23 protein-coding genes are annotated in these 25,245 nt (G+C 73.2%); 12 read left to right on the top strand and 11 right to left on the bottom strand.

Annotated elements, in window-relative coordinates; genetic code table 11:
- Positions 1-47: 47 nt before the first annotated feature.
- Together G9H71_RS01340 and aat are read left to right on the top strand one after the other, a co-directional pair.
- On the top strand, positions 48-1,034 hold the full coding sequence (locus G9H71_RS01340) for a carbohydrate kinase family protein (protein ID WP_166276676.1): 987 nt from the start codon (positions 48-50) through the stop codon (positions 1,032-1,034).
- A 39-nt stretch (positions 1,035-1,073) separates the two neighbouring features.
- Positions 1,074-1,754 carry a leucyl/phenylalanyl-tRNA--protein transferase gene (gene aat, locus G9H71_RS01335; protein WP_166276673.1) on the top strand — a complete coding sequence of 227 codons (681 nt, stop codon included), beginning with the start codon at positions 1,074-1,076 and terminating at the stop codon, positions 1,752-1,754.
- 95 nt (positions 1,755-1,849) lie between these two features.
- On the opposite strand, the gene G9H71_RS23285 is transcribed toward aat, so the two are convergent.
- Complete coding sequence (locus G9H71_RS23285) at positions 1,850-2,092, bottom strand: sulfurtransferase TusA family protein (RefSeq protein WP_166276670.1); 243 nt, start codon at positions 2,090-2,092, stop codon at positions 1,850-1,852.
- A complete protein-coding gene (locus tag G9H71_RS01325; RefSeq protein ID WP_166276667.1) occupies positions 2,089-3,249 on the bottom strand; it encodes a cysteine desulfurase family protein in 1,161 nt (386 codons plus the stop codon). Before G9H71_RS01325 ends, G9H71_RS23285 begins: the two co-directional genes overlap by 4 nt.
- Positions 3,250-3,588: 339 nt before the next feature.
- On the opposite strand from G9H71_RS01325, the gene ctaC reads away from it, so the two are divergent.
- From ctaC to G9H71_RS01305, 4 genes are all read left to right on the top strand, one after another.
- A complete protein-coding gene (ctaC, locus tag G9H71_RS01320; protein WP_331272667.1) occupies positions 3,589-4,398 on the top strand; it encodes an aa3-type cytochrome oxidase subunit II in 810 nt (269 codons plus the stop codon).
- Positions 4,395-6,113 (top strand): aa3-type cytochrome oxidase subunit I, encoded by a 1,719-nt coding sequence (gene ctaD, locus G9H71_RS01315; RefSeq protein WP_166276665.1) that lies wholly within the window; start codon positions 4,395-4,397, stop codon positions 6,111-6,113. The genes ctaC and ctaD overlap by 4 nt, the downstream gene beginning before the upstream one ends.
- Positions 6,110-6,505, top strand: coding sequence for a cytochrome c oxidase subunit 4 (locus tag G9H71_RS01310; RefSeq protein WP_166276662.1), 396 nt, complete (start codon positions 6,110-6,112; stop codon positions 6,503-6,505). Before ctaD ends, G9H71_RS01310 begins: the two co-directional genes overlap by 4 nt.
- A gap of 163 nt (positions 6,506-6,668) precedes the next feature.
- Positions 6,669-7,898, top strand: a complete 1,230-nt coding sequence (locus tag G9H71_RS01305; protein ID WP_166276659.1) for a L,D-transpeptidase — start codon at positions 6,669-6,671, stop codon at positions 7,896-7,898.
- Between the two features lie 1,009 nt (positions 7,899-8,907).
- Here G9H71_RS01305 and qcrB read toward each other — a convergent pair.
- The 4 genes from qcrB to ctaE all read right to left on the bottom strand — a co-directional run bounded on the left by qcrB (position 8,908) and on the right by ctaE (position 13,286).
- A complete protein-coding gene (gene qcrB / locus G9H71_RS01300; protein WP_166276656.1) occupies positions 8,908-10,512 on the bottom strand; it encodes a cytochrome bc1 complex cytochrome b subunit in 1,605 nt (534 codons plus the stop codon).
- Between the two features lie 3 nt (positions 10,513-10,515).
- The gene (gene qcrA, locus G9H71_RS01295) at positions 10,516-11,703 is read right to left on the bottom strand and encodes a cytochrome bc1 complex Rieske iron-sulfur subunit (RefSeq protein ID WP_231133973.1); all 1,188 of its coding nucleotides are present in this window, start codon (positions 11,701-11,703) and stop codon (positions 10,516-10,518) included.
- Positions 11,704-11,778: 75 nt separating this feature from the next.
- Entirely contained in the window at positions 11,779-12,669 is an 891-nt protein-coding gene (gene qcrC, locus G9H71_RS01290) for a cytochrome bc1 complex diheme cytochrome c subunit (RefSeq protein WP_331272666.1), read from the bottom strand.
- An 8-nt stretch (positions 12,670-12,677) separates the two neighbouring features.
- Positions 12,678-13,286 carry an aa3-type cytochrome oxidase subunit III gene (gene ctaE, locus G9H71_RS01285; RefSeq protein WP_331272665.1) on the bottom strand — a complete coding sequence of 203 codons (609 nt, stop codon included), beginning with the start codon at positions 13,284-13,286 and terminating at the stop codon, positions 12,678-12,680.
- Between the two features lie 115 nt (positions 13,287-13,401).
- Here ctaE and G9H71_RS01280 point away from each other — a divergent pair, with 115 nt between their 5' ends.
- Both G9H71_RS01280 and G9H71_RS23280 read left to right on the top strand, forming a co-directional pair.
- Positions 13,402-16,443 (top strand): FAD-binding and (Fe-S)-binding domain-containing protein, encoded by a 3,042-nt coding sequence (locus tag G9H71_RS01280; RefSeq protein WP_166278858.1) that lies wholly within the window; start codon positions 13,402-13,404, stop codon positions 16,441-16,443.
- A complete protein-coding gene (locus G9H71_RS23280; protein WP_166276653.1) occupies positions 16,440-16,856 on the top strand; it encodes a ribonuclease E inhibitor RraB in 417 nt (138 codons plus the stop codon). Before G9H71_RS01280 ends, G9H71_RS23280 begins: the two co-directional genes overlap by 4 nt.
- Positions 16,857-16,901: 45 nt before the next feature.
- Here G9H71_RS23280 and G9H71_RS01270 read toward each other — a convergent pair whose 3' ends face one another.
- Positions 16,902-17,843 (bottom strand): LysR family transcriptional regulator, encoded by a 942-nt coding sequence (locus G9H71_RS01270; RefSeq protein WP_166276650.1) that lies wholly within the window; start codon positions 17,841-17,843, stop codon positions 16,902-16,904.
- A gap of 86 nt (positions 17,844-17,929) precedes the next feature.
- On the opposite strand from G9H71_RS01270, the gene G9H71_RS01265 reads away from it, so the two are divergent.
- The gene (locus tag G9H71_RS01265; RefSeq protein ID WP_331272663.1) at positions 17,930-18,877 is read left to right on the top strand and encodes an EamA family transporter; all 948 of its coding nucleotides are present in this window, start codon (positions 17,930-17,932) and stop codon (positions 18,875-18,877) included.
- Between the two features lie 18 nt (positions 18,878-18,895).
- Here G9H71_RS01265 and G9H71_RS01260 read toward each other — a convergent pair whose 3' ends face one another.
- The 3 genes from G9H71_RS01260 to G9H71_RS01250 all read right to left on the bottom strand — a co-directional run bounded on the left by G9H71_RS01260 (position 18,896) and on the right by G9H71_RS01250 (position 21,434).
- Positions 18,896-20,170, bottom strand: coding sequence for an RNA polymerase sigma factor (locus G9H71_RS01260; protein WP_166276647.1), 1,275 nt, complete (start codon positions 20,168-20,170; stop codon positions 18,896-18,898).
- A gap of 12 nt (positions 20,171-20,182) precedes the next feature.
- The gene (locus G9H71_RS01255; RefSeq protein ID WP_166278852.1) at positions 20,183-20,611 is read right to left on the bottom strand and encodes a YciI family protein; all 429 of its coding nucleotides are present in this window, start codon (positions 20,609-20,611) and stop codon (positions 20,183-20,185) included.
- 145 nt (positions 20,612-20,756) lie between these two features.
- A complete protein-coding gene (locus tag G9H71_RS01250; RefSeq protein WP_166276644.1) occupies positions 20,757-21,434 on the bottom strand; it encodes a winged helix-turn-helix transcriptional regulator in 678 nt (225 codons plus the stop codon).
- A 118-nt stretch (positions 21,435-21,552) separates the two neighbouring features.
- On the opposite strand from G9H71_RS01250, the gene G9H71_RS24880 reads away from it, so the two are divergent.
- The 3 genes from G9H71_RS24880 to trpD all read left to right on the top strand — a co-directional run bounded on the left by G9H71_RS24880 (position 21,553) and on the right by trpD (position 23,693).
- The gene (locus G9H71_RS24880; protein ID WP_166276642.1) at positions 21,553-22,035 is read left to right on the top strand and encodes a GyrI-like domain-containing protein; all 483 of its coding nucleotides are present in this window, start codon (positions 21,553-21,555) and stop codon (positions 22,033-22,035) included.
- A gap of 180 nt (positions 22,036-22,215) precedes the next feature.
- Positions 22,216-22,626 carry a response regulator transcription factor gene (locus G9H71_RS01240; protein ID WP_166278849.1) on the top strand — a complete coding sequence of 137 codons (411 nt, stop codon included), beginning with the start codon at positions 22,216-22,218 and terminating at the stop codon, positions 22,624-22,626.
- Entirely contained in the window at positions 22,623-23,693 is a 1,071-nt protein-coding gene (gene trpD, locus G9H71_RS01235; protein ID WP_166276639.1) for an anthranilate phosphoribosyltransferase, read from the top strand. Before G9H71_RS01240 ends, trpD begins: the two co-directional genes overlap by 4 nt.
- Before the next feature lie 2 nt (positions 23,694-23,695).
- Here trpD and dacB read toward each other — a convergent pair whose 3' ends face one another.
- On the bottom strand, positions 23,696-25,090 hold the full coding sequence (dacB, locus tag G9H71_RS01230) for a D-alanyl-D-alanine carboxypeptidase/D-alanyl-D-alanine endopeptidase (protein ID WP_166276636.1): 1,395 nt from the start codon (positions 25,088-25,090) through the stop codon (positions 23,696-23,698).
- Between the last annotated feature and the right edge of the window lie 155 nt (positions 25,091-25,245).

Here is a 25,245-nt window from a genome sequence, read left to right as displayed (position 1 = left end):
CCCTCCCATCCGGCTCTCGTCACCTCTCACCGTCAGGAGCAGCGCCCGTGCGCATCGCCGTCACCGGCTCCATCGCGACAGACCATCTGATGCGGTTCCCCGGCCGGTTCACGGACTCCCTGGTGGCCGAGAAGCTGGACAAGGTGTCGTTGTCGTTCCTGGTGGACGACCTGGAGCTGCGCCGGGGCGGCGTCGCGGCGAACATCGCCTTCAGCCTCGGCCAGCTCGGTGTCCGCCCCGTGCTCGTGGGGGCCGTCGGCGCCGACTTCGGCGACTACCAGCAGTGGCTGGAGCAGCACGGCGTGGACTGCGGCTCCGTCGCGTACTCCACGACCCGGCACACCGCGCGCTTCGTCTGCACCACCGACGCCGACCACAACCAGATCGCGTCGTTCTACCCCGGCGCGATGTCCGAGGCGCGCGAGATCGCGCTCGCACCGGTCCAGGAGCGGGTGGGCGGGCTCGACCTCGTCCTCGTCAGCCCGAACGACCCCGAGGCCATGGTCCGGCACACACACGAGTGCCGCGAGCTCGGCATCCCGTTCGGGGCCGACCCCTCCCAGCAGCTGGCGCGCATGCACCGCGACGAGGTCCGCGACCTGGTCGACGGCGCGGCCTACCTGTTCACCAACGAGTACGAAGCGGCCCTCATCGAGCAGAAGACCGGCTGGTCCGCGGACGACCTGCTCGGCCGCGTGCAGACCCGCGTCACCACCCTCGGCGCGCTCGGCGTGCTCGTCGAGCGCAAGGGCGAGCCGTCGGTGCGGGTCGCTGCCGCGCCGGTGACCGAGGAGGTCGACCCCACGGGCGTCGGCGACGCCTTCCGCGCCGGGTTCCTCGCCGCCACCAGCTGGGGCGTCTCCGTCGAGCGGGCCTGCCAGGTCGGCGCCCTCGTCGCCTCGCTCGTGCTGGAGACCGTCGGGCCGCAGGAGTACGCCCTCGAGCCCGCGGACTTCCTCGAGCGGCTCGCCGGCGCGTACGGCGAGGCCACCGCCGAGGACGTGCGCCCGCACCTGCCGGCCCGGGCGAGCTAGCCCAGAGCCGGCAGAGCACCCGAGCCCGCCGCGCCGCCCGTGCCCGTCGAGCCGCCGCCTACGCGCTGGTCGCTCCCGCGCGCGGGAGCGCCGCTGCTCGGCGAGATCGCCGGCGTGGGGGCCGACCTCGAGCCGGGCACCCTGCTCGAGGCGTACCGCAGCGGGCTGTTCCCGATGCGGCTCGACGGGGTCCACGGGCCGCTCGCCTGGTGGTCGCCCGGCCCGCGCGGCGTGCTGCCGCTCGACGGCCTGCGCGTCAGCAGGTCGCTGCGCCGGTCGCTGCGGCGCTACACCGTCACGGTGGACCAGGCCTTCGCCGAGGTCGTGGATGCGTGCGCCGACCCGGCGCGCGAGGGGGCCTGGATCGACGACGAGATCCGCGCCGCGTACGTCCGGCTGTCCCAGCTGGGCTGGGCGCACTCGGTCGAGGTGTGGGACGGCCCCGAGCTGGTCGGCGGCCTGTACGGCGTGGCCGTGGGCGGGCTCTTCGCGGGGGAGTCGATGTTCCACCGGGCGGTCGACGCCTCCAAGGTGGCCCTCGTGCACCTGGTGCGGCTGCTGAGCGAGGACGGGCAGCCGCGGCTGCTCGACGTCCAGTGGAGCACCCCGCACCTGGCCTCGCTGGGCGTGGTCGAGGTCTCGCGCCGCCGCTACCTGCGCCTGCTGCGGGCCGCGCTCGAGCTGCCGCTGCCGGCCGCCCTCGACGACGGGCGGCGCTGAGCCGGGGCTGCGCCGCCGGCGACGGGCACGGCCCCGCACCGGTCCCGCTGCAGCCGGGCTGCGTCGTCGCGCGCCCCGGTGGGAGCCGCAGGCGGTCAGTGCAGGCGGCGGACGACGTACGCGGCGCCCCGCTCGCGCGGCCGCTCCCCGACGTACTCGTGGCCCCGCATGCGGCACCACGCAGGGACGTCCACCCGCGCCGCCTCGTCGTCGGCGAGGACCGCGATCAGCGCACCGGGCGGGACGTCCAGGACGTGGCGGGCGAGCTCGATCACCGGGACGGGACAGCGTCGGCCCAGCGCGTCGACCTCGGCGGCGAGATCGTCCTGCTCGGTCACAGCCCGGCCACCCCGGCCCGCTCCCGAAGCCCGGCGACGACCCCCGGCAGCACGGTCAGGAGCCGCTCCACGTCCGACTCGGCCGCCCCGCGCGGCAGCGAGACCCGGACGTTGCCGTGGGTGAGGACCCCCATCGCCGCCAGCACGTGGCTGGGCCGCAGGGTGCTCGCCGTGCACGCCGAGCCCGAGCCGACGGCGAACCCCAGCCGGTCCAGCTCGGTGACGAGGGCCTCGCCGTCGACGAAGAGGCAGGAGAAGGTCACGACGTGCGGGAGGCGGTCGTCCGGATCGCCCACCACCTCCACGTCCGGGACGAGCTGCGGCAGCTCGGCGCGGAGCCGCGCGACGATCGCGTGCAGCCGTGCGGACTCCGTGGCCGCGTCGGCTACGGCCGCCTCGAGCGCCGTGGCCGCCGCGAGCACCGCCGGCAGGCCCACCCCGCCCGGCACGCGCCCGCCCTCGGCCTCGTCGGCGGGGAACGGCGCCCGCCACCGAACGCTCCGGCGCACCGCCAGCACGCCGACGCCGGGAGGCCCGCCCCACTTGCGCGCGCTGGCCGTGAGCAGGTCCCACGGGGGAACCGCCATCCGCCCCACGGTCTGGGCCGCGTCGACCAGCAGCGGCACCCCCTCCGCCCGGCACGCCTCGTGCACGGCGTCGACGGGCTGGACCGTGCCGACCTCCTGGTTCGCCGACTGCAGCGCCGCGAGGGCCGTCGGGCGCGCGTGGACGGCCCGGACGAACTCAGCGGCGTCCACTCTGCCGAGCCGGTCCACCCCGACCGTCTCGACGCCGCCGCCGGAACCCTCCGCCAGCGTGCCGGCCGCGAGCACCGCGGAGTGCTCCACCGCGCTGGCCACCAGCCGGCCGTACGCCCCGCCGCCGGACCCCGGGCGCCGGGCCAGCCCGCCGAGCACGGCCAGGTGGGCCGCCTGGGTGCCGGAGCCGGTGAAGGAGACCTCGTCCGGGTGGGCGCCGAGCACGGCCGCCACGGAGGCCCTGGCCGCGTCGAGCAGCAGGGCGGCGCGACGCCCCTCGGCGTAGAGCCGCCGCGGGTCCGCCCAGCCGTCGTCGAGCGCGGCGAGCAGGGCCTGACGCGCCACCGGGGCCAGCGGCTCACCGGCCGCCGCGTCGAGGTAGGCACGCTGTTCCGCCACGCCCCAAGCATGCCCGGCGCCCTAGCGCAGATGAGGCGCGGGCAGCCCCGGCGAGCGTGGGGGCTTCTTCCGCTGCGGGGTCTCGAGACCGTGTTCTAACGCACAAACCATCGCTCAGCGTGCCCCGCCAAGCACCGCCCGGAGCCCGGTAGTACTGTTCCCGAGCCAGGAAAAACGAGTTCGACCGGCGTCGGGCTTCCCTCACGGCAGGGTTCGGCCAGCGCCGCGGGAGAAGGGTTGCGAGTGCGTCCGTACGGTCCTCGGGCCACCTCGCCGGCCAGCCCGCCCAGCGCGGCGCTGCAGCCGCGGCGCAGGTGGCGACGTCCCCTGACTCTCCTCGTGCTCGCGCCGTTGGTGCTGAGCGGATGCTCCTCGGAGCTGAACGACCAATGGGCCCGCGGCGGCCTGCCCGAGAGCGTCACCGACCACGGTGACCGCATCACGACCCTGTGGCAGGGCGCCTGGGCCGCGGCCTTCATCACCGGCGCCATCGTCTGGGCGCTGATCCTCGCGGCCTGCGTCGTCTACCGCCGCAAGGCGACGGACACCGGCCTGCCGCCCCAGGTGCGCTACAACCTGCCGGTCGAGGTGCTCTACACGACGCTCCCGATCGTCATGGTCCTCGTCTACTTCTACTTCACCGCGCGCGACCAGAACGAGGTCGGCGACGTCAAGAACGACGCTGCGGTCAACGTCAGCGTCGTCGGCAAGCGGTGGAGCTGGGACTTCAACTACCTGGACGCGGGCGTCTTCCAGGCCGGCACCCCCGGCGAGCCGCCGACGCTCTATCTCCCGGTCGGGGAGAAGGTCCACTTCGACGTGGTGGCGCGCGACGTCATCCACTCGTTCTGGGTCCCGCAGTTCATCTTCAAGAAGGACATGATCCCGGGCCGCGTCAACAGCTTCGAGCTGACGCCGACGAAGGTCGGGTTCTACGCCGGCAAGTGCGCCGAGCTCTGCGGCACCTACCACGCACGGATGCTGTTCAACGTCGCCGTCGTCGAGCGCGCCGAGTACGACCGCCAGCTCGAGGCGCTGCGCGCCCAGGGCAACGTCGGTGACCTCACCGACGTCGAGGGCCCGCAGCAGCCGAGGTCCGGCGAGAGCCTGACCATCGACCCTGAGACCGATGAGACGGAATCGGAATGACAGCGATCGAGAACCCCGAGACGCTCAACGAGAGCGCGATCGTCCGGGGCAAGTCGAAGGGCCGGATCCTGATCTCGTGGCTGACGTCCACGGATCACAAGGTCATCGGCTACATGTACCTCATCACCTCGTTCGCCTTCTTCCTGATCGGTGGTGTGCTCGCGCTCGTCATCCGTGCCGAGCTCGCCCGGCCGGGTCTCGACTTCGTCAGTGAAGAGCAGTACAACCAGCTCTTCACGATGCACGGCGTCATCATGCTGCTGTTCTTCGCGACCCCAACCTTCGTCGGGTTCGGCAACATCATCATGCCGCTGCAGATCGGCACGGCGGACGTCGCGTTCCCGCGGCTGAACATGATGGGCTTCTACCTGTTCCTGTTCGGTGGGCTCATCGCCGCGGCGGGCTTCTTCACGCCGGAAGGCGCGGCGGACTTCGGCTGGTACATGTACACGCCGCTGTCCACGATCTACTCACCGAGCGTCGGTGCCGACCTCGCGGTCGCGGGCGTCATCCTCTCCGGTTTCTCCACGATCCTCGCCGGCGTCAACTTCGTCACGACGATCTTCTGCATGCGCGCGCCCGGCATGACGATGTTCCGCATGCCGATCTTCACCTGGAACATCCTGCTCACCAGCGTGCTGGTGCTGATGGCGTTCCCGGTGTTCACCGCGGCGCTGTTCGGCCTCTTCACCGACCGCAACCTCGGGACGCACATCTTCGACCCGGCCAACGGCGGTGCAATCCTCTACCAGCACCTGTTCTGGTTCTTCGGCCATCCCGAGGTCTACATCATCGCCCTGCCGTTCTTCGGCATCATCAGCGAGATCATCCCGGTCTTCAGCCGCAAACCGATCTTCGGCTACAAGGGCCTGGTCTTCGCGACGATCGCCATCGCGGGCCTCTCGGTGACCGTGTGGGCGCACCACATGTATCCGACGGGAGCGGTGTCACTACCGTTCTTCTCGCTGATGACGTTCCTCATCGCGGTGCCGACGGGCGTGAAGTTCTTCAACTGGATCGGCACCATGTGGCGCGGCTCGATCACCTTCGAGACGCCGATGCTGTGGTCGATCGGCTTCCTGGTGACGTTCCTGTTCGGTGGCCTCACCGGCATGATCCTCGCCTCGCCGCCGCTGGACTTCCAGGCCAACGACTCCTACTTCGTCGTCGCCCACTTCCACTACGTGGTGTTCGGCACCGTCGTGTTCGCGACGTTCGGCGGGTTCTACTTCTGGTGGCCGAAGTTCACCGGGCGGATGCTCGACGAGCGCCTCGGCAAGCTGCACTTCTGGCTGCTGTTCATCGGCTTCCACCTCACGTTCCTCGTGCAGCACTGGCTCGGTGCCGAGGGCATGCCGCGTCGCTACGCCGACTACCTCGCCGCCGACGGGTTCACGACGCTCAACTCGGTCTCCTCGATCGGGGCGTTCGTGCTCGGCGCGTCGATGCTGCCGTTCATCTACAACGTGTGGAAGACCTCCAAGAGCGGCCGTCGAGTCACCGTCGACGACCCGTGGGGCTACGGCAACAGCCTCGAATGGGCGACGTCCTGTCCGCCTCCGCGGCACAACTTCCTCGAGCTGCCGCGGATCCGCTCGGAGCGGCCGGCGTTCGACCTGCACCACCCGGAGGTTCCGCGCGTCGACACCCCGACGCCCGGCAAGACGCTGCTCGATCAGATCGCTGGTGAGCCGGACCTGGAGGACCGTCGATGAAGGTCGAGGGCTGGCTGTTCGCGTCCGGTGTCATCTTCTTCGGCCTGATCGCGATCATCTACGGGGTGGTCACGGGGGAGCCGGCCGGCACGACGGCACTCGCGTTCACGGCCGGACTGGCGCTCCTCGTCGGCTTCTACACGCTGTTCACGGCGCGCCGGATCGGCTTGCGTCCCGAGGACCGCAAGGACGCCGAGATCGCGGAGAGCGCCGGGGAGATCGGCTTCTTCAGCCCCACCAGCTGGTGGCCGCTGGCCGTCGCGGCGGGCGCCGCGGTCGTGACGCTCGGGCTCGTCTTCGGTTGGTGGCTGGTCGGCCTCGGCGCCGTGTTCCTCATCCTGGCCGTCATCGGGCTGGTCTTCGAGTACTACCGAGGCGAGCACTCGCACTGACGTCAGCCGCACGTCCTCGCCCCGCCGGAGGTTCAGCCGGCGGGGCGTGACGTGCCGCACCCCCTCCGGGGCGGGTCGTTGCTGGCCGTGGACGGGCTGATCAGGGACACTTGTCTGGTCTTGCGCCGCGCCGGCGGCCGGAGATGTCTCGATCGGAGGATCGGTGTCCTGCACGTCTACGGGGGTCCCGCGCAGGCGGCGTGTCCTCCAGCTCGTCGCGTCCCTGAGCGCGGTCGCCCTGCTGCCGGCCCTTGCGGCGTGTGAGTCGGGGACCGAGGCGATCGCGGCCGTCTCCGGCTCCACGCCCAGCCCGACAGCCACCGCGTCGACGGCGAAGATCGTCATCGACCCGGCGGGCGGCTCGCGCGGCATCGGCCTCGACTCCGACGTCGTCCTCTCCGTCACGGACGGCTCCCTGCGCGGCGTTGCCGTCACCGACGGCGACGGCAACCCCGTCAAGGGCGCCCTCGCCGCGGACGGCAAGACGTGGGAGCCCGCAGCCCCGCTCGAGCCGGCTACCCGCTACAGCGTTCGCGTCACAGCTCGCGACGCCGAGGACCGGGTCGCCGCCAGGACCACCCGCTTCACCACGGTGCGGCCGAAGGAGGTCCTGGACACCAGCATCTCGCCGCTGAGCGGCACGACCGTCGGCGTCGGCATGCCGATCGTCGTCCGGCTCAACGCCGACGTGCCGGACGACCAGAAGGACGACGTCGAGCGCGGCCTCACGGTCACGTCGACCAAGTCGGCGCCCGGCGCCTGGAGCTGGACCAGCGACCGCGAGGTGCACTATCGGCCCAAGACCTTCTGGCCGGCCTACACGAAGGTCACCCTGAAGGTCGCGCTCAACGGCGTCGCGGCCGAGGACGGCGCCTGGGGGACCGAAGAGTCCGACCGCGTCGTGAAGTTCTCCGTCGGCGCCTCGATGATCAGCACGGTCGACGTGGCCAAGCACCGCATGATCGTCCGCCGCAACGGCAAGGTCTGGGCGACGATCCCGGTCACCACCGGCAAGGGCGGCTTCCTGACCCGCGGCGGCACGAAGGTGATCAGCGAGAAGTACGAGATGAAGGTCATGGACGCTGCCACGACAGGCATCTCCCAGGGCGACCCCGAGTACTACCGGCTCGACGTGCCCTACGCGATGCGCGTCACGAACTCCGGCGAGTTCGTCCACGCCGCGCCGTGGTCGACCGGGTCGCAGGGCTCGGCGAACGTCAGCCACGGGTGCGTCGGCATGAGCATGGCCAACGCCAAGCGCCTGTTCGACAACTCCCTCATCGGTGACGTCATCAAGGTCACCGGCTCCTCGCGCAAGCTCGAGCCCGGCAACGGCTGGACCGACTGGAACGTCTCGTGGAAGGAGTGGCTCGAGGGCAGCGCGCTGTCCTGACCCGCTCCTCCTGCTGAAGGGCCTGGCCGATGCGGCCAGGCCCTTCGTGCGTCGGTGACCTCTGCGCGGGGGCGTGCCCGCGATGGTGCCGGTGCTTGGAGCCCGGGCCGGTGCTGGAACCGTTGGGGAGCCAGGGGGCGCGCTGGACGCGGCGCGTCCGGAGGTCCGTTGATCGTGCTGGGTCAGGGCCGGGGTAGGCGGCAGGTGCGGCGGGTGATCCCGTGCGTCGGCCTGGGCGAGGGGCTGAGCGCCCGCCGCCATGCGATTCCGGGCGCCGCACCGACAGGCCGGCGCCTGCGGCAGCTGTCGGCCGTGAGGCCCGTAGCCATCGAAACGGCCGATGCTGCTGCCGTTCGACGCCGATCACAAGCCGGAGGTCGAGCTGCACGGCGCGAACGTGGCCTGCAGCTCGGGCGTGGCATCGCGGCTGACGGCGGCCCCGGGCTCTGATCGGCTGTCGACCGGGCGGGCGTCGACGCCGTGGAGCGTGACGCTCGCAATGGCGTGCTCAGCGGCACACCAGGCGGCGCGCGGGTCCCGGGGCTATGGCCACGGTCTTCGGCTCGAGTGCCGTCGATGCGCGGTGGGGAGAGCGGTCGGTACGCGCGGACGTCCGTGGGGTGCACGGGCCGGTGTAGCTGACGAGTTCGAGGTCGTGCACCGTTGCGCCGGTCATGACCCGCCTGGTGGTGCGCACGGTGGCGCGACCGGGGCCGACGGCCGGGCGGGTGACACCGAGTGGCCGCGCCTGACGTCGAGGTTGTGGAGCGTGAAGCTCGTCGTGGCGTGCTCTGGCGCACGCAAGGTCTCCTGGAGTCCCGGTCAGCAGCGGGCACCCGAGTGAGCGCGGGCCGGAGGGTGCGCGGGTGCGGTCGGGGACGTGACCGCGGGCGCGTGCGGACGCTCGACGCCAATCCCTCGGTCCCAGCTGCGCCAGCGCCCCGAAAGCCGAAGGGCGGGCACACGGCTCGCGCCGCGTACCCGCCCTTCGGTGTGGTGCGGGGGTGCCTCAGTGATGCCCGCCGCTGGATTCCAGCTCGTGGACGTCGGCCGGTGTGGCCGGCTCGACGCGGTCCTCGAAGTACCAGCGGGAGACCTTGCTGCGCAGCTTGCCGGCGAGGGCGCCGCGGGGGGCGACACCGTTCCCGTCTGCGCTGGCCGGGAGGGCGGCCGGCCGCTGGATCTCCTGCGAGGTGAGCCGCCAGCGCTCCTCCGGCGTGATCGGCTCGTGCACCTCGATGAACTCGCCGTGGGGGAGCTGCATGAGGATGCCGGTCTCGCGGCCGTGGAGCACCTTGTCCTTGTCGCGGTGCTGCAGCCCGAGGCAAGCGCGCTTGGTCACCCAGAAGGCCAGCGGAGGCAGGACGAAGAACGCGATGCGCATGAACCACGTGATCGCGTTGATCGACAGGCCGAACGTGATGGCGATGATGTCGTTGCCGCCCGCGATCCAGAGGATCGTGTAGCTGGTGATGAACATGACGCCGAGGCCGGTGCGGACCGGCTGGTTGCGCGGCCGGTCGAGGATGTGGTGCTCGCGCTTGTCGCCGGTCACCCAGGCTTCGATGAACGGGTAGAGCGCGAAGATCGTGAACATGATCCCGGGGACGACGAGCGAGGGGATCAGCACGTTCAGCGAGAGCGTGTTGCCCCAGAACTCGATCTCCCAGTTGGGCATCAGGCGCAGCGAGCCCTCGAGGAAGCCGATGTACCAGTCGGGCTGCGAGCCCGCGGTGACCTCGCTGGGGTCGTAGGGGCCGTACTGCCAGATCGGGTTGATCGGCACGAGCGCCGCGATGCCGCAGATCACGCCGAAGACGACGAAGAAGAAGCCGCCTGCCTTGGCCGCGTAGACCGGCAGCAGCGGGTAGCCGACGACGTTCTTCTCCGTGCGGCCGGCGCCCGGGTACTGCGTGTGCTTGTGGTAGGTCACCAGGCCGACGTGGGCCGCGATGAGCGCCAGGATCAGGCCGGGCACCAGCAGGATGTGGACCATGTACATGCGCGGGATGAGGTCCACGCCCGGGAACTCGCCGCCGAAGAAGAACATCAGGATGTACGACCCCACGAGCGGGATCGACAGGATGACGCCCTCGGCGATGCGCAGGCCCGTGCCGGAGAGCAGGTCGTCTGGCAGCGAGTAGCCCATGAAGCCCTCGAGCAGGCCGAGGACGAGCAGGGCGACACCGAGCAGCCAGTTGATCTCACGCGGCTTGCGGAACGCGCCCGTGAAGAACGTGCGGAAGGCGTGCACGACCATGCCGGCGATGAAGATCAGGGCGGCCCAGTGGTGGATGTGCCGCATGATCAGGCCGCCGCGGACCTCGAACGAGATCTCCAGGGCCGAGGCGTAGGCGCGGGACATCTCCTCGCCGCGCAGCGGGCCGTAGGCGCCGTTGTAGACCGTCTCGGTCATCGACGGGTCGAAGAAGAGGGTGAGGAAGGTGCCGCTCAGCAGCAGGATGATGAAGCTGTAGAGCGTGATCTCGCCCAGCATGAACGACCAGTGGTCCGGGAACACCTTGCGGATGTTCTTGCGGACGACCTTGGCCAGGCCGAGCCGGTCGTCCAGATAGCGGCCGGCGCCGCCGGCAGCGTCTCCCAACATCGACATGTGTCAGCCCCGTTCCCAGAAGCTCGGACCCACGGGCTCCTCGAAGTCGCCCTGTGCCACCAAGTATCCGTCTGCATCCACGGTGATCGCGAGTTGAGGCAGCGGCCGCGCCGCCGGGCCGAAGATCACGGCGCAGTGGCGCGAGGCGTCGAACGTGGACTGGTGGCACGGGCAGAGCAGGTGGTGCGTCTGCTGCTCGTAGAGCCCCACGGGGCAGCCGACGTGCGTGCAGATCTTGGAGTAGGCGTAGATGCCCTGGTAGTCCTTGCCGACCCGGGACTCGTCGTACTCGACGTCCTCGGGGGCCAGGCGCATGACGATGACGGCGGCCTTCGCCTTGTCGTTCAGCGAGAGGCCCTCGTGCTCGGTGTCCGCGACCTCCTCGACGTCCTCGCTGGACTCCGAGCGCTGCGGCGCCTCGGGCAGCACGTGCACGACGCCACCGATCGGGATCTCCTCCGGGCGCAGCGGCTCACCCGTTGGGTCGCGCACCAGGCGCGCGCCCTCGTGCCACGCGGTGTGGCTCAGCTGCACCCACGGGTCCGTGCTGCGGTTGCGCAGCCAGAGGTCCTTGAGCGGAAGGATCGCGAGCAGGCTCGAGCCGCCCATCGCGGCGACCATGCTGCCCCAGAGCATCTTGCGACGGCCGAAGCCGGTCTCCTCGCCAGCGGTCTGGAAGATCCGCGCGGTCTCCTCGCGGTCCTCGTCCGTGGACCGGATCGGCTTGCGCTTCTCGACCATCTCCTCGTCGGGCATGAGGGCCTTGGCCCACTGGATCATGCCCGCGCCGATCGGGAACAGCGCGAGGAACATCCCCAGGCCGAGCACGATCGTGGACCAGCGGTAGTTGTCGCCGCTGGGCAGGCCGAACGCGAAGTAGCCGAAGATGAAGAGCAGCACGCCGACCAGCGACAGCAGGAACATCAGCGTGATCTGACGCTCGGCGCGCTTGGCGGCCTTCGGGTCCGTGTCCGTCGAGCGGTGGACGTGAGCCGGCAGGCCCGGGTCGGAGAACCGCTCGGCCGAGCCGTGCGGACCGGGAGCGACGGGGAGGGACCCGCCCTCGCCGGGCGCGTGGGGGCTGGTGCCTTCGCCCGGCGCGGTGTTGGTCTGCGGGGCGGCGTGCCGTCCCGGGATCGACCCGCCCATCACATGCTCGGAAGGGCCTGGGGCCTCGTCGTTGGTGCTCATGCGTGTTGCGTCTCCTGCGTCCGGGGCTTGCGCGCCAGATCCCGAGCGGTGGGTGCGGTGTGGGGCATCAGGGGGCTACTTCGCCTTCTGCGTGAGCCAGACCGCGCAGGCGAGCAGCAGGCCCAGCGCGACGACCCAGCCGAAGAGGCCTTCGGCCGACGGCCCGAGGGCACCCAGGCCGGTGATGCCGGGGCTGGGGTGCTCGGAGCTGGTCTTGATGTAGGCGATCACGTCGCGCTTCATCTCGGGCGTCAGCTGGCTGTCGGCGAAGACAGGCATGTTCTGCGGGCCGGTCAGCATGGCCTCGTAGATGTGCCGCGGGGAGGTCTGGTTGACCGACGGGGCGTACTTGCCCTCGGTCAGCGCGCCGCCGGAGCCCGCGTAGTTGTGGCACATCGTGCAGTTGGTGCGGAAGATGTCGCCGCCGCGGGTGACGTCCGCCTCGGACAGGTCGAGGTCCTCGTCCGAGGGGATGGACGGGCCCGGGCCGAGCGTGGCGACGTAGGCCGCCATGTCGGCGATCTCCTCGTCGCTGAAGCGGACGTAGTCGCGGGGCGCCTGTGCCCCGGGCTGGGCCAGTGGCATGCGGCCGGTGCCGACCTGGAACTCGACGGAGGCCGCGCCGACGCCGACGAGCGTCGGCCCGGCCGAGGAGCCCTGGCCCTGCGTCCCGTGGCACGAGGAGCAGTTCGCGAGGAAGAGCTCCCGGCCGGCCTGGGCGCTGCCCGGGGCGTCGACGTCCGCGTTCGCCGGGGCGAACAGCGAGTAGACGGCGCCGACCAGGCCGAGCGCGACGAGCAGCAGGAGCGAGGCGCCCAGCGGGCGGCGGCGCAGCGGCTTGCGGGTACGCGCCGGGACCGCGGCCGCCGGAGCGCGCTCGACGGCGTCCGGCTCGACGGCGCCTGCGGCAGCCGTGGCCGGGGCGAGGTCGGAGGAGTCCTCTGGGCGCATGTTGGAGTCGCTCACGTCGCCTCTCACTTGAGCAGGTAGATCGTCGCGAACAGGCCGATCCAGACGACGTCCACGAAGTGCCAGTAGTACGACACGACGATCGCGCTGGTCGCCTGCTCGTGGGTGAAGCGCCTCGCGACGTAGGTGCGCCCGAGGACGAGCAGGAAGGCGAACAGGCCGCCGGTGACGTGCAGGCCGTGGAACCCGGTGGACAGGTAGAAGATCGAGCCGTACGAGTCCGAGGCGAGGGTGAGCCCCTCGCGGAACAGCTCGGCGTACTCGTACGCCTGCCCGCCGATGAAGAACGCGCCCATGAGGAACGTGAGCACGAACCACTGCCGCAGCCGCTTGACGTCGCCGCGCTCGGCCGCGAACACGCCCATCTGGCACGTCACCGAGGACAGGACCAGGACGGTGGTGTTCGTCGTCGAGAACGGGACGTTCAGCAGCTCGTTGCGGCTGTCCCAGAACTCCTGCCCAGTGACTGAGCGGAGTGTGAAGTAGATGGCGAAGAGCGCCGAGAAGAACATGAGCTCCGACGAGAGCCAGACGATGGTCCCTACCGAGACCATGTTCGGCCGGTTCGCCGGAGCATGGGCGACCGTTGTCTCCACCGCTGCTGCCGTAGCCACGCGGACATCGTGCCACTCCGTCGGCGGAGCGGCGCGGCGGGGGAGCGTGGCGCGCCGCACACCGGCCGTCGCGGAGGGTGCTGCCCGCGTGGCGCACCGTCCCGGCGCCCGCCGATTGCCGAACGTTCGGCAGGATGCGCGCGTGCCAGGTGCGCCGTACGTGGACGTCCGTGGGCTCCGGGAGGAGCTGGAACGGCGCGTCGACGCAGAGGTCCGGTTCGATCCGGGGAGCCGCGGCGCCTACTCCACGGACGCCTCGAACTACCGGCAGGTGCCGATCGGGGTCGTCGTGCCGCGGTCCGTCGAGGCCGCGGTCGAAGCGGTCGCCGTGTGCCGGGAGCTCGGCGCGCCCGTGCTCTCGCGCGGCGGCGGGACGAGCCTGGCGGGGCAGGCATGCAACGTCGCGGTCGTGATCGACTGGAGCAAGCACTGCAACCGGCTGCTCTCGGTCGACCCCGTTGCGCGGACGTGCGCGGTCGAGCCGGGCATCGTGCTGGACGAGCTCAACCGGCAGCTCGCGGCGTACGGGCTGCAGTTCGGTCCCAAGCCGGCCACCCACGCCAACTGCACCCTCGGCGGGATGATCGGCAACGACTCCTGCGGCGCCAGCGCGCAGGGATACGGGCGCACGGTGGACAACGTGCGGCGGCTGGAGGTGCTGACCTACGGCGGGCTGCGGTTCTGGGCCGGGCCGCTCGGGCCCGGCGGCCTGCGCGCGGATCTGCCCGGCGAGCTGGGCCGGCTGCACAGCGCGCTCGCGCAGCTGCGCGACCGGCACGCCGACGAGGTCCGCGACCGCTTCCCCGACATCCCGCGCCGGGTGTCCGGCTACAGCCTGGACGCGCTGCTGCCGGAGGGCGAGGTCGACCTGGCGCGCCTGCTCGTGGGCACGGAAGGGACGCTCGTCACGGTGCTCCGGGCCGAGCTGGCGCTCGTCCCCCTGCCGGCCGCTACCGCGCTGGCCGTGCTCGCCTATCCCGACCTGGTCGCCGCGGCGCGAGCGGTGCCGCCGATCAACGAGCACCGTCCGATCGCTCTGGAGGGCTTCGACGCGGAGCTCGTGGAGTTCCAGCGCGACAAGCACCTCGAGCCGGAGGTGCTCGGGCTGCTGCCGCCCGGCGGGGCCTATCTCATGGCGCAGTTCGCCGGCGACACGCCCGCGGAGGCCGCGGCGCAGGCCGAGGCCCTCGTCCGGACCGCCGGGCGCGCCACTCCGTCCGTGGTCCTGCGCGACCGCGCGCACCAGCGCCAGCTGTGGCAGATCCGCGAGGCCGGGCTCGGGGCCACCGCGCACGTCCCCGGCCGGCCGGACACGCACCCGGGCTGGGAGGACTCGGCCGTCGCGCCGGAGCGGCTCGCCGACTACCTGCGCGACCTCAAGGCGCTGCTCGTCGAGTCCGGCTACGAGCAGCACTCGGTCTACGGCCACTTCGGCCATGGGTGCGTGCACGCCCGCATCCCCTTCGACCTGCGCTCCGACGAGGGCGTACGCGCCTTCCGCCGCTTCCTCGAGCGGGCCGCCGACCTCGTTGCGGCGTACGGCGGCTCGCTGTCGGGCGAGCACGGGGACGGCCAGGCCCGCGGGGAGCTGCTGGACCGCATGTTCGGCCCGCGGCTGGTGCGCGCGTTCGGCGAGCTCAAGGCGGCGTTCGACCCGCTGGACCGGATGAACCCGGGCAAGGTCGTCGCCCCGTACGCGCTCGACGCCGACCTCCGCCTCCTGGCACCTCTGACCCCTCCTCCAGGGAAGCAACAGTTCGGCTACCCGCACGACGGCGGCTCCGTCGTCGGCGCAGCCGCGCGCTGCGTAGGAGTGGGCAAGTGCCGTTCCCACGTCGGTGGCGTGATGTGCCCGAGCTACCGCGCGACGGGGGAGGAGGAGCACTCGACGCGGGGCCGGGCACGGCTGCTCTTCGAGCTCATGCGCGACGACGGGACGGTGCGGGAGGACGGCTGGCGCTCGCCCGACGTGCTGCGCGCGCTCGACCTCTGCCTGGCCTGCAAGGGGTGCAAGACCGACTGCCCGGTGAACGTGGACATGGCGGCCTACAAGGCGGAGTTCCTCTCCCACCACTACGCGGGGCGGCTGCGCCCTCGGGCGCACTACGCGATGGGCTGGCTCCCGGTCTGGCTGCGCGCCGCGACCCGCGCCCCGCGCGTGGTGAACGCCGTCGCCTCCGCGCCGCTGCTCTCGCGAGGGGTCAAGTGGGCCGGCGGCATCGCGCAGCAGCGCACGCTGCCGCAGGTGGCGGACGAGCGCTTCTCCAGCTGGTACGCCCGGCGCGGCCCGCGCGGCGACGGCCCGCGCGGCGACGGCCGGCGCGGTGAGGTGCTGCTCTGGCCGGACACCTTCACCGACGCGCTCGCGCCGCAGGTGGGGCGGGCGGCGGTCGAGGTGCTGGAGGACGCGGGGTTCCGCGTCGTGCTGCCCGAGGGGCCGCTGTGCTGCGGGCTGACCTGGGTGACGACCGGCCAGCTCGACGTGGCTCGCCGCGTGCTGCGGCGGGCCGTCGACGCGCTGCGGCCGCACCTGGACGCCGGTCGCCCCGTCGTGGGGCTGGAGCCGAGCTGCACCGCGGTGTTCCGCGCCGACTCCGCCGAGCTGTTCCCCGACGACCCGGACGTGGAGCGGCTGCGGCAGGCCACGGTGACGCTGGGGGAGCTGTTCGCGGCGCGCGCGCCGGAGTGGCGCCCGCCTGCCGCGGTGGGCGGTCGGGCCGTCGTGCAACGGCACTGCCACCAGTACGCGGTGATGGGCTACGACGCCGACGCCGAGCTGCTGCGGCGGGCGGGGGCCGAGGTCGAGGTGCTCGACGCCGGCTGCTGCGGGCTCGCCGGGGACTTCGGGTTCACCAACGGCCACTACGAGGTCTCGCAGGCGGTGGCCGAGCACGCCCTGCTGCCCCGGCTGCGCAGGCTGGGCGCTGAGGAGCAGGTGCTGGCCGACGGCTTCAGCTGCCGGACGCAGGTCGAGCAGTCCGACGTCACGGCCCGCCCCCGGCACGCCGCCGAGCTGCTCGCCGCCGCGGTGCGGGGTGCCGAGGGCCCGCCGCCTTCGGGTGCGTCTGCCGGCCGGGACGGGCTGGCCGCCGACGCCGTCGCGGTCGGGGCCCTGGTCCTTGCGGGTGCGGCCGTGGCGAGGAGGCTGGCCCGGTGAGGCTCCCCTGGCGGCGCCGGCGCGACGAGCCGGCGCCGGCGTACGCGGACGACGGCTCGCTGCCCGTGCTCGGCGGCAGCGACGACCCCGCGCGGTCGGACTCCAGCGTGCTCGCGGAGCTGGCGGAGCGCGGGGTCGACGTCACCGTGCCTCTGCTGGTCCGGCACCACCTCGTGCTGCCGACCCGCGAGGCCGCGGAGGAGGCCGGCGCCGTGGTCGCCGAGGAGGGGTACGCCCTGGCGGGCCGGCCGGTGGACGGCACGTGGCGGGTGCGGGCGAGCCGCGTCGAGGTGCCGTCCGGGCTGGTCCTGTCGCGCGAGCGCAGCCGGATGGCGGGTCTGGCCCAACGCCTCGGCGGCGACGTCGCCGGCTGGGACGTCTGCGGCCCGGGCGGCGCCGGGCCACGCTCCTGAGCTCCGGCGCCGGTCACGTCGCCCGCCGGCGTCACCGCGCGCGGCTCACGACGGCCCGATGTGCCCTGCCGCAGCGTCGGGGCGCGACGAGGGCCGGGTCGCCTCGAGCGCTTCGCGCAGCGCGGTGCGGAAGGCGCGTACGGCCGGGTGGCCCGCGCTCCCGCGCCGGGCGCCGGTGAACAGCCGGCGGTGCGGGCGCCGGGGCAGCTCCAGCAGGCGCAGCCGGGGCTCGCGCTCGGCCCACAGCAGGTCCGGCAGCACCGCGACGGCGTGCCCGGTCTCGACGAGGTGGACGTGGAGCAGCAGGTCGAGGCTGTCGAAGCGGACGTCGGGCTCGAAGCCCGCGCTGCGGCAGAGCCTGCGCACCCACTGGCCGGGCGCGGCGCGCTCGGGGTCGAGCACCCAGGGCGCCCCGGCGAGGTCGGCAAGCCCGTCGACGGTGCTGAGCGGACCGGTCGGCGGGACGGCCAGCCGCAGCTCGTCGTGCGCGAGGTCCTCCTCGTCGACCCCGGCGCGCAGCGGCTCCGGCAGGCCGGGGTACTCCTCGCCCAGCACGACGTCGAAGTCGTGCGCGAGCAGGCCGGCAAACGCCGGCTCGGCCTCGCGCTGCGCGATCTGCACGCGCAGCCCGGGGTGCAGCTGTGCGAGCCGGGACAGCGTCGCGGGCACGAGGGCGAGCAGGACGGTCTGGAAGGACGCGACCCGGAGCGTTCCGCTCACCTGCGTGAGCGACGCGGCGAGCTCGGCCTCGGCGAGCTCGAGCCGTTCCAGGATGACGTCCGCGTGCCGGGTGAGGACGCGGGCCTGCTCGGTGAGGCGCACTCCGCGCCCCACGCGGTCGAGGAGGCGCACGCCCGCCTCGGCCTCGAGCTGCGCGAGCTGCTGGGAGACCGCGGAGGGGCTGTACGCCAGGGCGCGCGCGACCTCCGCCAGCGTGCCCCGCCGCTCGAGCTCGCGCAGCAGCCGGAGCCGTTGGACGTCGAGCACGCAGCCTCCACTCGTCAGTTCTGCTGACGAGTATCCCTCACAACAATTCGCTGGACTGGAGCTTCGATGCTCCCGATAGTTGAAGGGTGAACGACTCGCTGCGCCTGCCCGTGCCTGCCCCGTCCCGGAACTGGACGAGCGGCACCGCCGTGGCCATGGTGCTCGCGTCGTGCTCGTCGCTGCAGCTCGGCGCCGCGCTGGCCGCCCACCTTTTCGACTCCACCGGCAGCACCGGGGCGACGCTGCTCCGGCTCGGGCTCGCCGCCCTGATCCTGCTCGTCGCGGTCCGCCCCCGGGTGCGCAAGTGGGAGGCCCGGCAGTGGCGGGCCATCGCGGTGCTCGGCGTCTCCATGGCCGGGATGAACGGCTTCTTCTACGCGGCGATCGACCGCATCCCGCTCGGCACCGCGGTGACGATCGAGTTCCTCGGCCCGCTCGCGCTCGCGGCGGTGCTCACGCACCGCGCCCGCGACCTGGCGTGGGTGCTGCTCGCCGGCATCGGCGTCGTGCTGCTCTGGGCGGGCAGCGAGGGCCTGGACGGGGAGGGGCTCGACCCCGTCGGCGTCGTCCTCGTGCTCGTCGCCGCCGTCTTCTGGGCCGGCTACATCCTGGCGAGCGCCCGAGTGGGGGCCGCCGTCCCGGGCCACGGCGGGCTCGCCGTCGCCGTCGCGATCGGCGCCCTGGTGCTGCTGCCCGCCGGCGCGCACGGTGCGTCCGCGGCCTTCACGCAGCCGGACCTGCTGCTGCTCGCCGCCGGCACCGGCCTGCTCGCCTCGGTGATCCCGTACTCGCTCGAGCTCGCCGCGCTGCGCCGGCTGCCGAAGAGCCTGTTCGGAGTGCTGCTCAGCCTCGAGCCGGTCGTCGCTGTCCTCGCCGGCTGGGTGCTGCTGTCGCAGGGGATGCGGCCGCTGGAGGCGGTGGCCGTCGCGGTCGTCGTCGCGGCGAGCGTCGGGTCGACGCTGTCGGCGCGGCCGGCCCCCGCTGAGCGCTCGCCCGAGCCGGCGCGTACCCCGGACCCGGTGCTGCCTGGCTGAACCGCCACGGGCCGCGCCTCACCCCAGGGCCGAGCCGTGCGGGCCGGCGAGGCGACGGGCGCGCTCGAGCAGCAGGGTGCGCTCGCGGACGTTGCGGGTGAGCGACGCGGCCCGGGCCAGATCCTCCTGCGCCTCGTCGGTGCGGCCGAGCTTGGCCAGCAGGTCGGCCCGTGCCGCCGGGAGCAGGTGGTAGCCGCGCAGCGCAGGGGCGTCGATCAGCTGGTCGACGAGGGCGAGCCCCTCGGCCGGGCCGTACGCCATGGACACCGCCACCGCCCGGTTGAGCTCGACGACGGGCGAGGGGGCGAGCTGGGCGAGCGCGTCGTAGAAGGCGACGATCCGCTCCCAGTCGGTCTCCTCGGCGGTCCGCGCCCGGGCGTGGCACGCCGCGATACCCGCCTGCAGCGCGTACGGCCCGAGCGCCCCGCCGAGCTGCTCGGCGCGTTCGAGCGCGGCCAGGCCGCGGCGTACGAGCATCGGGTCCCAGCGGGACCGGTCCTGGTCGGCCAGCAGCACCGGCGAGCCGTCCGGCGCCGTCCGCGCGTGGGTGCGGGACGCCGACACCTCCATCAGCGCGACCAGCCCGTGCACCTCGGGCTCACGAGGCATCAGCTGCGCGAGGACGCGCCCGAGGCGCAGCGCGTCCTCGCAGAGCGCGGGCCGCATCCAGTCCTCGCCCGCGGTCGCGGAGTAGCCCTCGTTGAAGACCAGGTAGACAACGTCGAGCACCGAGGCAAGCCGGGGCGCCAGCTCCGCGCCGGTAGGCACCTCGAACGGCACGTTCGCCGTCGCCAGGGTGCGCTTGGCCCGCGAGACGCGCTGGCCGACGGTCGGCTCCGGCACCAGGAACGCCCGCGCGATCTCGGCCGTGGTCAGCCCGCCGACCAGGCGCAGCGTGAGCGCCACGCGGGCCTCGGTCGACAGCACCGGGTGGCAGGTCGTGAAGACGAGCCGGAGCAGGTCGTCCTGGACGCCGTCGACGTCGTCGTCGTCCGGTGCGGACTCCTGGCGCTGCTCCAGCGCGTGCGCCATCTCCGCGTGCTTGCGGTCGAGCATGACGTCGCGCCGGAGCAGGTCGATGCCTTTGCGCTTGGCCGTGGCCATCAGCCAGGCGCCCGGGTTGTCCGGGACGCCTGACTCCGGCCACTTCTCCAGCGCGACGACGAGCGCGTCCTGCGCCAGGTCCTCGGCGAGCCCGACGTCGCGGACGACGCGGGCGAGCCCGGCGATCAGGCGGGCCGACTCGATGCGCCACACCGCCTCGATGGCCCGTGCGGTCGCCCCAGCGCCCACGCTGCCGACCCGTCAGCCCTGGCGCTGCGCGGTCTCGGCGCGCAGCCGGTCCTCCTGCTCACGCAGCTCGGGGGTCAGATCGTCACCGAAGTCATCGGCGTCGAAGACCTGCCGCACCTCGATCTGGGACTCGGTGCGCATCGGGTTGGGGCAGCGCTTCGCCCACTCGACGGCCTCCTGGAGCGACTTGGCCTGGATGAGCCAGAAGCCCGCGATCAGCTCCTTCGTCTCGGCGAAGGGGCCGTCGAGCACCGTGCGCGAGTCGCCCGAGAAGACGACGCGGGCGCCCTTCGAGCTCGGGTGCAGCCCCTCACCGGCGAGCAGCACGCCAGCCTTGGCGAGCTCCTCGTTGTACGCCCCCATCGCGGTGAGCTCCTCGGTCGTCGGCATGGCGCCGGCCTCGGAGTCCGCGGTGGCCTTGACGATCATCATGAAGCGCATCGGAGTGTCCCTCTCGGTCACGAGCGGAGGCCCGCTGCTCCTTCGCCGCGGATCGACCCGTCGCTCTGTCACTGCGACGAACGAGCAGACCGTACTTCGACACAGGGCCCGAAATTTCTTTCCGGGCCTCCGGGCGGGGTGCGCCTCAGTCGGCGGGGGCGAACGCCGGTGCGGGCTCAGGCATCGGGAACAGCCCGACGAAGCGCTCCGCGGCCTCCGGGTCGCCCTCGACCTTGACGTCTCCGGACGCGACCGCCTCCGCGAGCGTGCGCTCGTCGAACACCACGGCCGCCAGTGCGCTCGGGGCGGCGGTGAGCACGGCGTCCGCCGCGCGGAGGGACCCGGGGCGGACGTCGAACGAGGCGGCGTCGACGACGGCGACGAAGCTGTGGTCGCCCAGCCGCAGCTCGTACGTAGCCCGCAGCCCGTCCGCCCGGCCCGCGTCGTACATCGTGCGCAGTGCGAGGACGAAGGAGTCCAGGCCGATGCCCTCGGCGGCGGGCAGGCTGGGGGAGCGGGCGCCCCAGCGGCCGAGCGCCTGCAGGACCGGCTCGAGGCCGCGGCCCCACTCGGTGAGCTCGTAGACCGCGGACGCAGCCGGCGGAGGAAGGCGCCGTCGACGCACGATCGCGGCCTGCTCGAGGTCGCGCAGCCGCTGCGACAGCACGTTGGGGCTCGCGAGGGGGAGCCCGGTGCGCAGGTCGGTGAAGCGCTTCGGCCCGAGGACCAGCTCGCGGACGACGAGCAGCGCCCATCGCTCGCCGACCAGGTCCAGGGCGTGCGCCGCGGCGCACCCGTCGAAGTACTCCCGCCTGGTTGCCACGAGAACTAATGTACTCGTACTTCCCGGTACGGGTAGACGCTCAATCAGTTGTCTTGTAGGACTTGTGGCCGCACCGTGGCGCAGGACGTGTCCCGGCAACGGGCCAAGGGAGGCAGAAGTGCCGTACATCGTCGAGCGGGGCGAGCAGGCGTACGTCGGCACGGCCCGCGACGTGCGGATGGACACGATCGGGGAGATCGCGGACCGCCTCCCCGAGCTCCTCGGCCGGCTCGCCGCGCGGGACGTGCCCCTTGCGGGCGCTCCCTTCCTGCGCTACCTCGTCTTCCGCGCGGACGGGACCCTGCGGGTGGAGGCGGGGGTCCCTGTCCCGGGCCCGGTGGACGTCGGGGACGGGTTCTACGCCGGGGCCCTGCCCGGCGGGCGCTACGCCGCGTCGGAGCACGTCGGGCACTTCGACGGCCTCGCCGACGCGACGGAGCGGCTGCTGGCTTGGGGCGAGGAGCAGGGGCTCGCGTGGGACCGCGTCGCCGCCGCCGACGCCGAGGAGTGGGCGTGCCGGCTCGAGTCGTACGAGACCGACCCCCGGCAGGAGCCCGACCCCGGGCGGTGGCGGACCGGGCTCCTGATGCGGCTCGCCTGAGCCGGCGCGCTATAGCCGCGAGCGGAGCCGGCGTGCCCGGTAGAGTCCGGCTTCGTCGACGCCCCCGTCGTCGACAGCAGGGAGCCGGCCGCACCGATGGCGACGCAGGAGCTGGGCAGCTCGCCCGAGAGCACTGAGCCCGAGACGACCATGCCTGAGACGACGCTGCCCGAGAAGAGCATGCCCGAGGAGACCGTGACGGTCCTCGTCTACAGCGACGACCGCACGATCCGCGAACGGGTGACCGCGGCGCTCGGCCGTCGGCCCGCCCGCGACGTGCCGCGCGTCGCGTACGTCGAGTGCGCCACGCAGCCCGCGGTCCTGGAGTCGCTGCGGCGCGGCGGCGTCGACCTGGTCGTGCTGGACGGCGAGGCCGTCCCGTCCGGAGGGCTGGGGCTCTGCCGCCAGCTCAAGGACGAGGTCTACCAGTGCCCGCCGGTGCTCGTGCTGACCGGACGGCCGCAGGACGACTGGCTCGCCGCCTGGTCCCGGGCCGACGCTGCCGTCCCGCACCCGCTGGACCCGGTGCTGCTCGCGGACGCCGCCGCGAAGCTGCTGCGTACGCGCCTGGCCGGCGCGGCGGCCCGATGAGCACGGCGGTCGCCACCCGGACGTGGCCGAACCTGCTGCAGGCCCTGCTGCGCGGCGAGGCGCTGTCCGCCGAGGACACCTCCTGGGCGATGGACCAGGTCATGCAGGGTGCGGCCACACCGGTGGAGATCGCGGGCTTCGCGGTCGCGCTCCGGGCCAAGGGCGAGACGCCCGAGGAAGTCGGCGGCCTCGTTGCGGCGATGCTGTCCCACGCCCAGCGCACGCAGGTGCCGGGGGCCGCGGTCGACACCTGCGGCACCGGTGGTGACCGCGCCCACACGGTCAACATCTCCACGATGTCCGCTGTGGTCGTCGCCGCGGCCGGCGGGCGGGTCGTCAAGCACGGCAACCGCGCCGCGTCGTCGCGGTCCGGGTCCGCGGACCTGCTCGAGGCGCTCGGCGTCGTCGTCGACCTGCGGCCGGACGCGATCCCGGCCTGCATCGACGAGGCCGGCATCGCGTTCTGCTTCGCCCCGCTCTTTCACCCCGCGCTCCGGCACGCCGCCGTGCCGCGCCGCGAGCTCGGCGTCGCCACCGTCTTCAACTTCCTCGGCCCGCTGGCCAACCCGGCGCAGCCCGCCGCCCAGGCCGTCGGCGTCGCCGACCCGCGCATGGCCGGCGTCATGGCGTCGGTGCTCGCCGCTCGCGGCACGTCCGCGCTGGTCTTCCGCGGCGAGGACGGGCTCGACGAGCTCACCGTCACCGGCCCCTCGCGGGTCTGGGAGGTCCGCTCCGGCTCCGTGTCCGAGTGCACGGTCACGCCGGAGGCGCTCGGCGTCTCCCGCGCCCCGGCCGAGGCGTTGCGCGGCGAGGACGCGGCGTACAACGCGAAGGTCGCCCAGCGGGTGCTCGGCGGCGAGGCCGGCGCGGTGCGCGACGCGGTGCTGCTCAACGCCGCCGCGGCCCTCGTCGCGCTCGACGCGGTCGACACCGAGCCGACGACGCCGCTGGAGGAGCGGCTGCGGGCCGGCGTCGTGCGCGCGGCCGAGGCGGTCGACTCGGGCGCCGCGGTGACGACGCTCGACCGGTGGGCCGCCGTCAGCCAGCGGCTGGGTGCCGGGAGCTAGGGCTACCAGCAGCCCGTGACCGTCGCGGCGACCGCGTCGACCTTGCGCCGCTGCGTCAGCGTCGACTTCGGCCCGTTGACCACGAACGCGAAGGCCTTGAGCTCGCCGTCCTTGCCGTAGGTCAGCCCGGCCAGCGAGACGACGTCGCGCAGCAGGCCGGTCTTGGCCCACAGCTTGTCCGTCGCGCACTTCGAGGGCGCGGTCACGAAGCGGCCGCGCGCCGGGCGCAGCGAGCCCGTCCTCCCAGCGGTCGGCAGGCCGCCCTCGGTGAAGATCGGGGCCAGCTCGGGCCGTGCCGGGTCCGCGGCCAGCTCGAGGATCGCGACGAGTGCCCGCGCGGTCAGCCGGTTCGTCCGCGACAGCCCGCTGCCGTCGTCGATGCGGACGCCCGTGAGCGGCACGCCGAGCTGGATCAGCACGGCGGTGCGGGCCGCCGCAGCGCCGGCCCAGTCGGGGGCGTACCCCTGCGAAACGGCGACGTGCCGCGCGAGGTTCTCGGCGATGTCGTTGTCACTGACCTGCAGCATCTGCTTGACGATGGCCGACAGCCGCGAGCCCTGCACCGCCGCCACCTCGGCCGCGCCGGCCGGGGTGCGGCCGCGGCGGACCGAGGCGATTTGCAGCCCGCGCCGCTTGAGCTGCGCGGCGAACGCCTTGCCGGCGAGCATGCTGGTGTCCATGCTGACGCGCTGGTCCAGGTCGAGCGCGCGCACCGGCGAGACCGACCCGGGGACGTAGCCCCGGGCCCAGCCGCGGGCCAGCGTCGGCGCCGGGAAGTACGAGTCGTCCACGATCACGCGCAGCTTCCTGACACCGGCACCGCGGGCTGCGGCGGCGGCGCGGTCGGCCAGCGCCCGGACGCCGCGCGTCGTGAGCGAGGAGTCGCCCCCGCCGTAGATCGTCAGCGTGCTCCCGCGCAGCAGCGCCTTCGTGGTGAAGCGGGCGTCGGGGCCGAGCGCGGTCAGGGCCGTCGCGGCGGTGGCGAGCTTGGTCGTGGAGGCCGGCATCAGCGCGCTGTCGGCGCCGGACGCCACCAGCTCCTCGCCGGTGGCCAGGTCCTTGACGTACGCCCCGACCCGCCCACCGAGCCTGAGCGAGGCGATGCGCGACGGGACGAGGGAGGCGATCTTCGCGTCGGCCGTCAGGGCCGCCGGCTTGGTGGGTGCCGGCGCCGGGAGCGTGGGCAGCGCGGTGGCGCCGTCGGCCGGGCACCAGCCGTCGGTCGGCGCGGGGTCGGGGGACGTTGGCTCGGCGCTGGCGCTCGGGCTGGGGCAGTACGCCGCCGACGCCGCTTGCGCGAGGTCGTTGCTGCTGCCGCTGGTGATGACGCCCGCGGCGAGGGCGACGGCGACGGGCGCGCTCAGGACGGCGAGGCCCAGACGGGATCGGTTGTGCACTGGCATCCTTCGGGTCCTCGGCGTCTCCGGGGCGCGGCTTGAGCGCCCGCCGCGAGTCAGACGGTACGCGGAGGTGGTGGATCCGCGCAGGCGCGCCGCGCGACATGGGGACGGTCTTCGAACGCTTCTGGCTCACGATCCGCCTGCTGGCCTGA

The sequence above is a fragment of the Motilibacter deserti genome, from assembly GCF_011250635.1.
Taxonomy (GTDB): domain Bacteria; phylum Actinomycetota; class Actinomycetes; order Motilibacterales; family Motilibacteraceae; genus Motilibacter_A; species Motilibacter_A deserti.
Note: the sequence above shows the minus strand (reverse complement) of the source record. Positions and strands in the feature narration are given on the sequence as shown.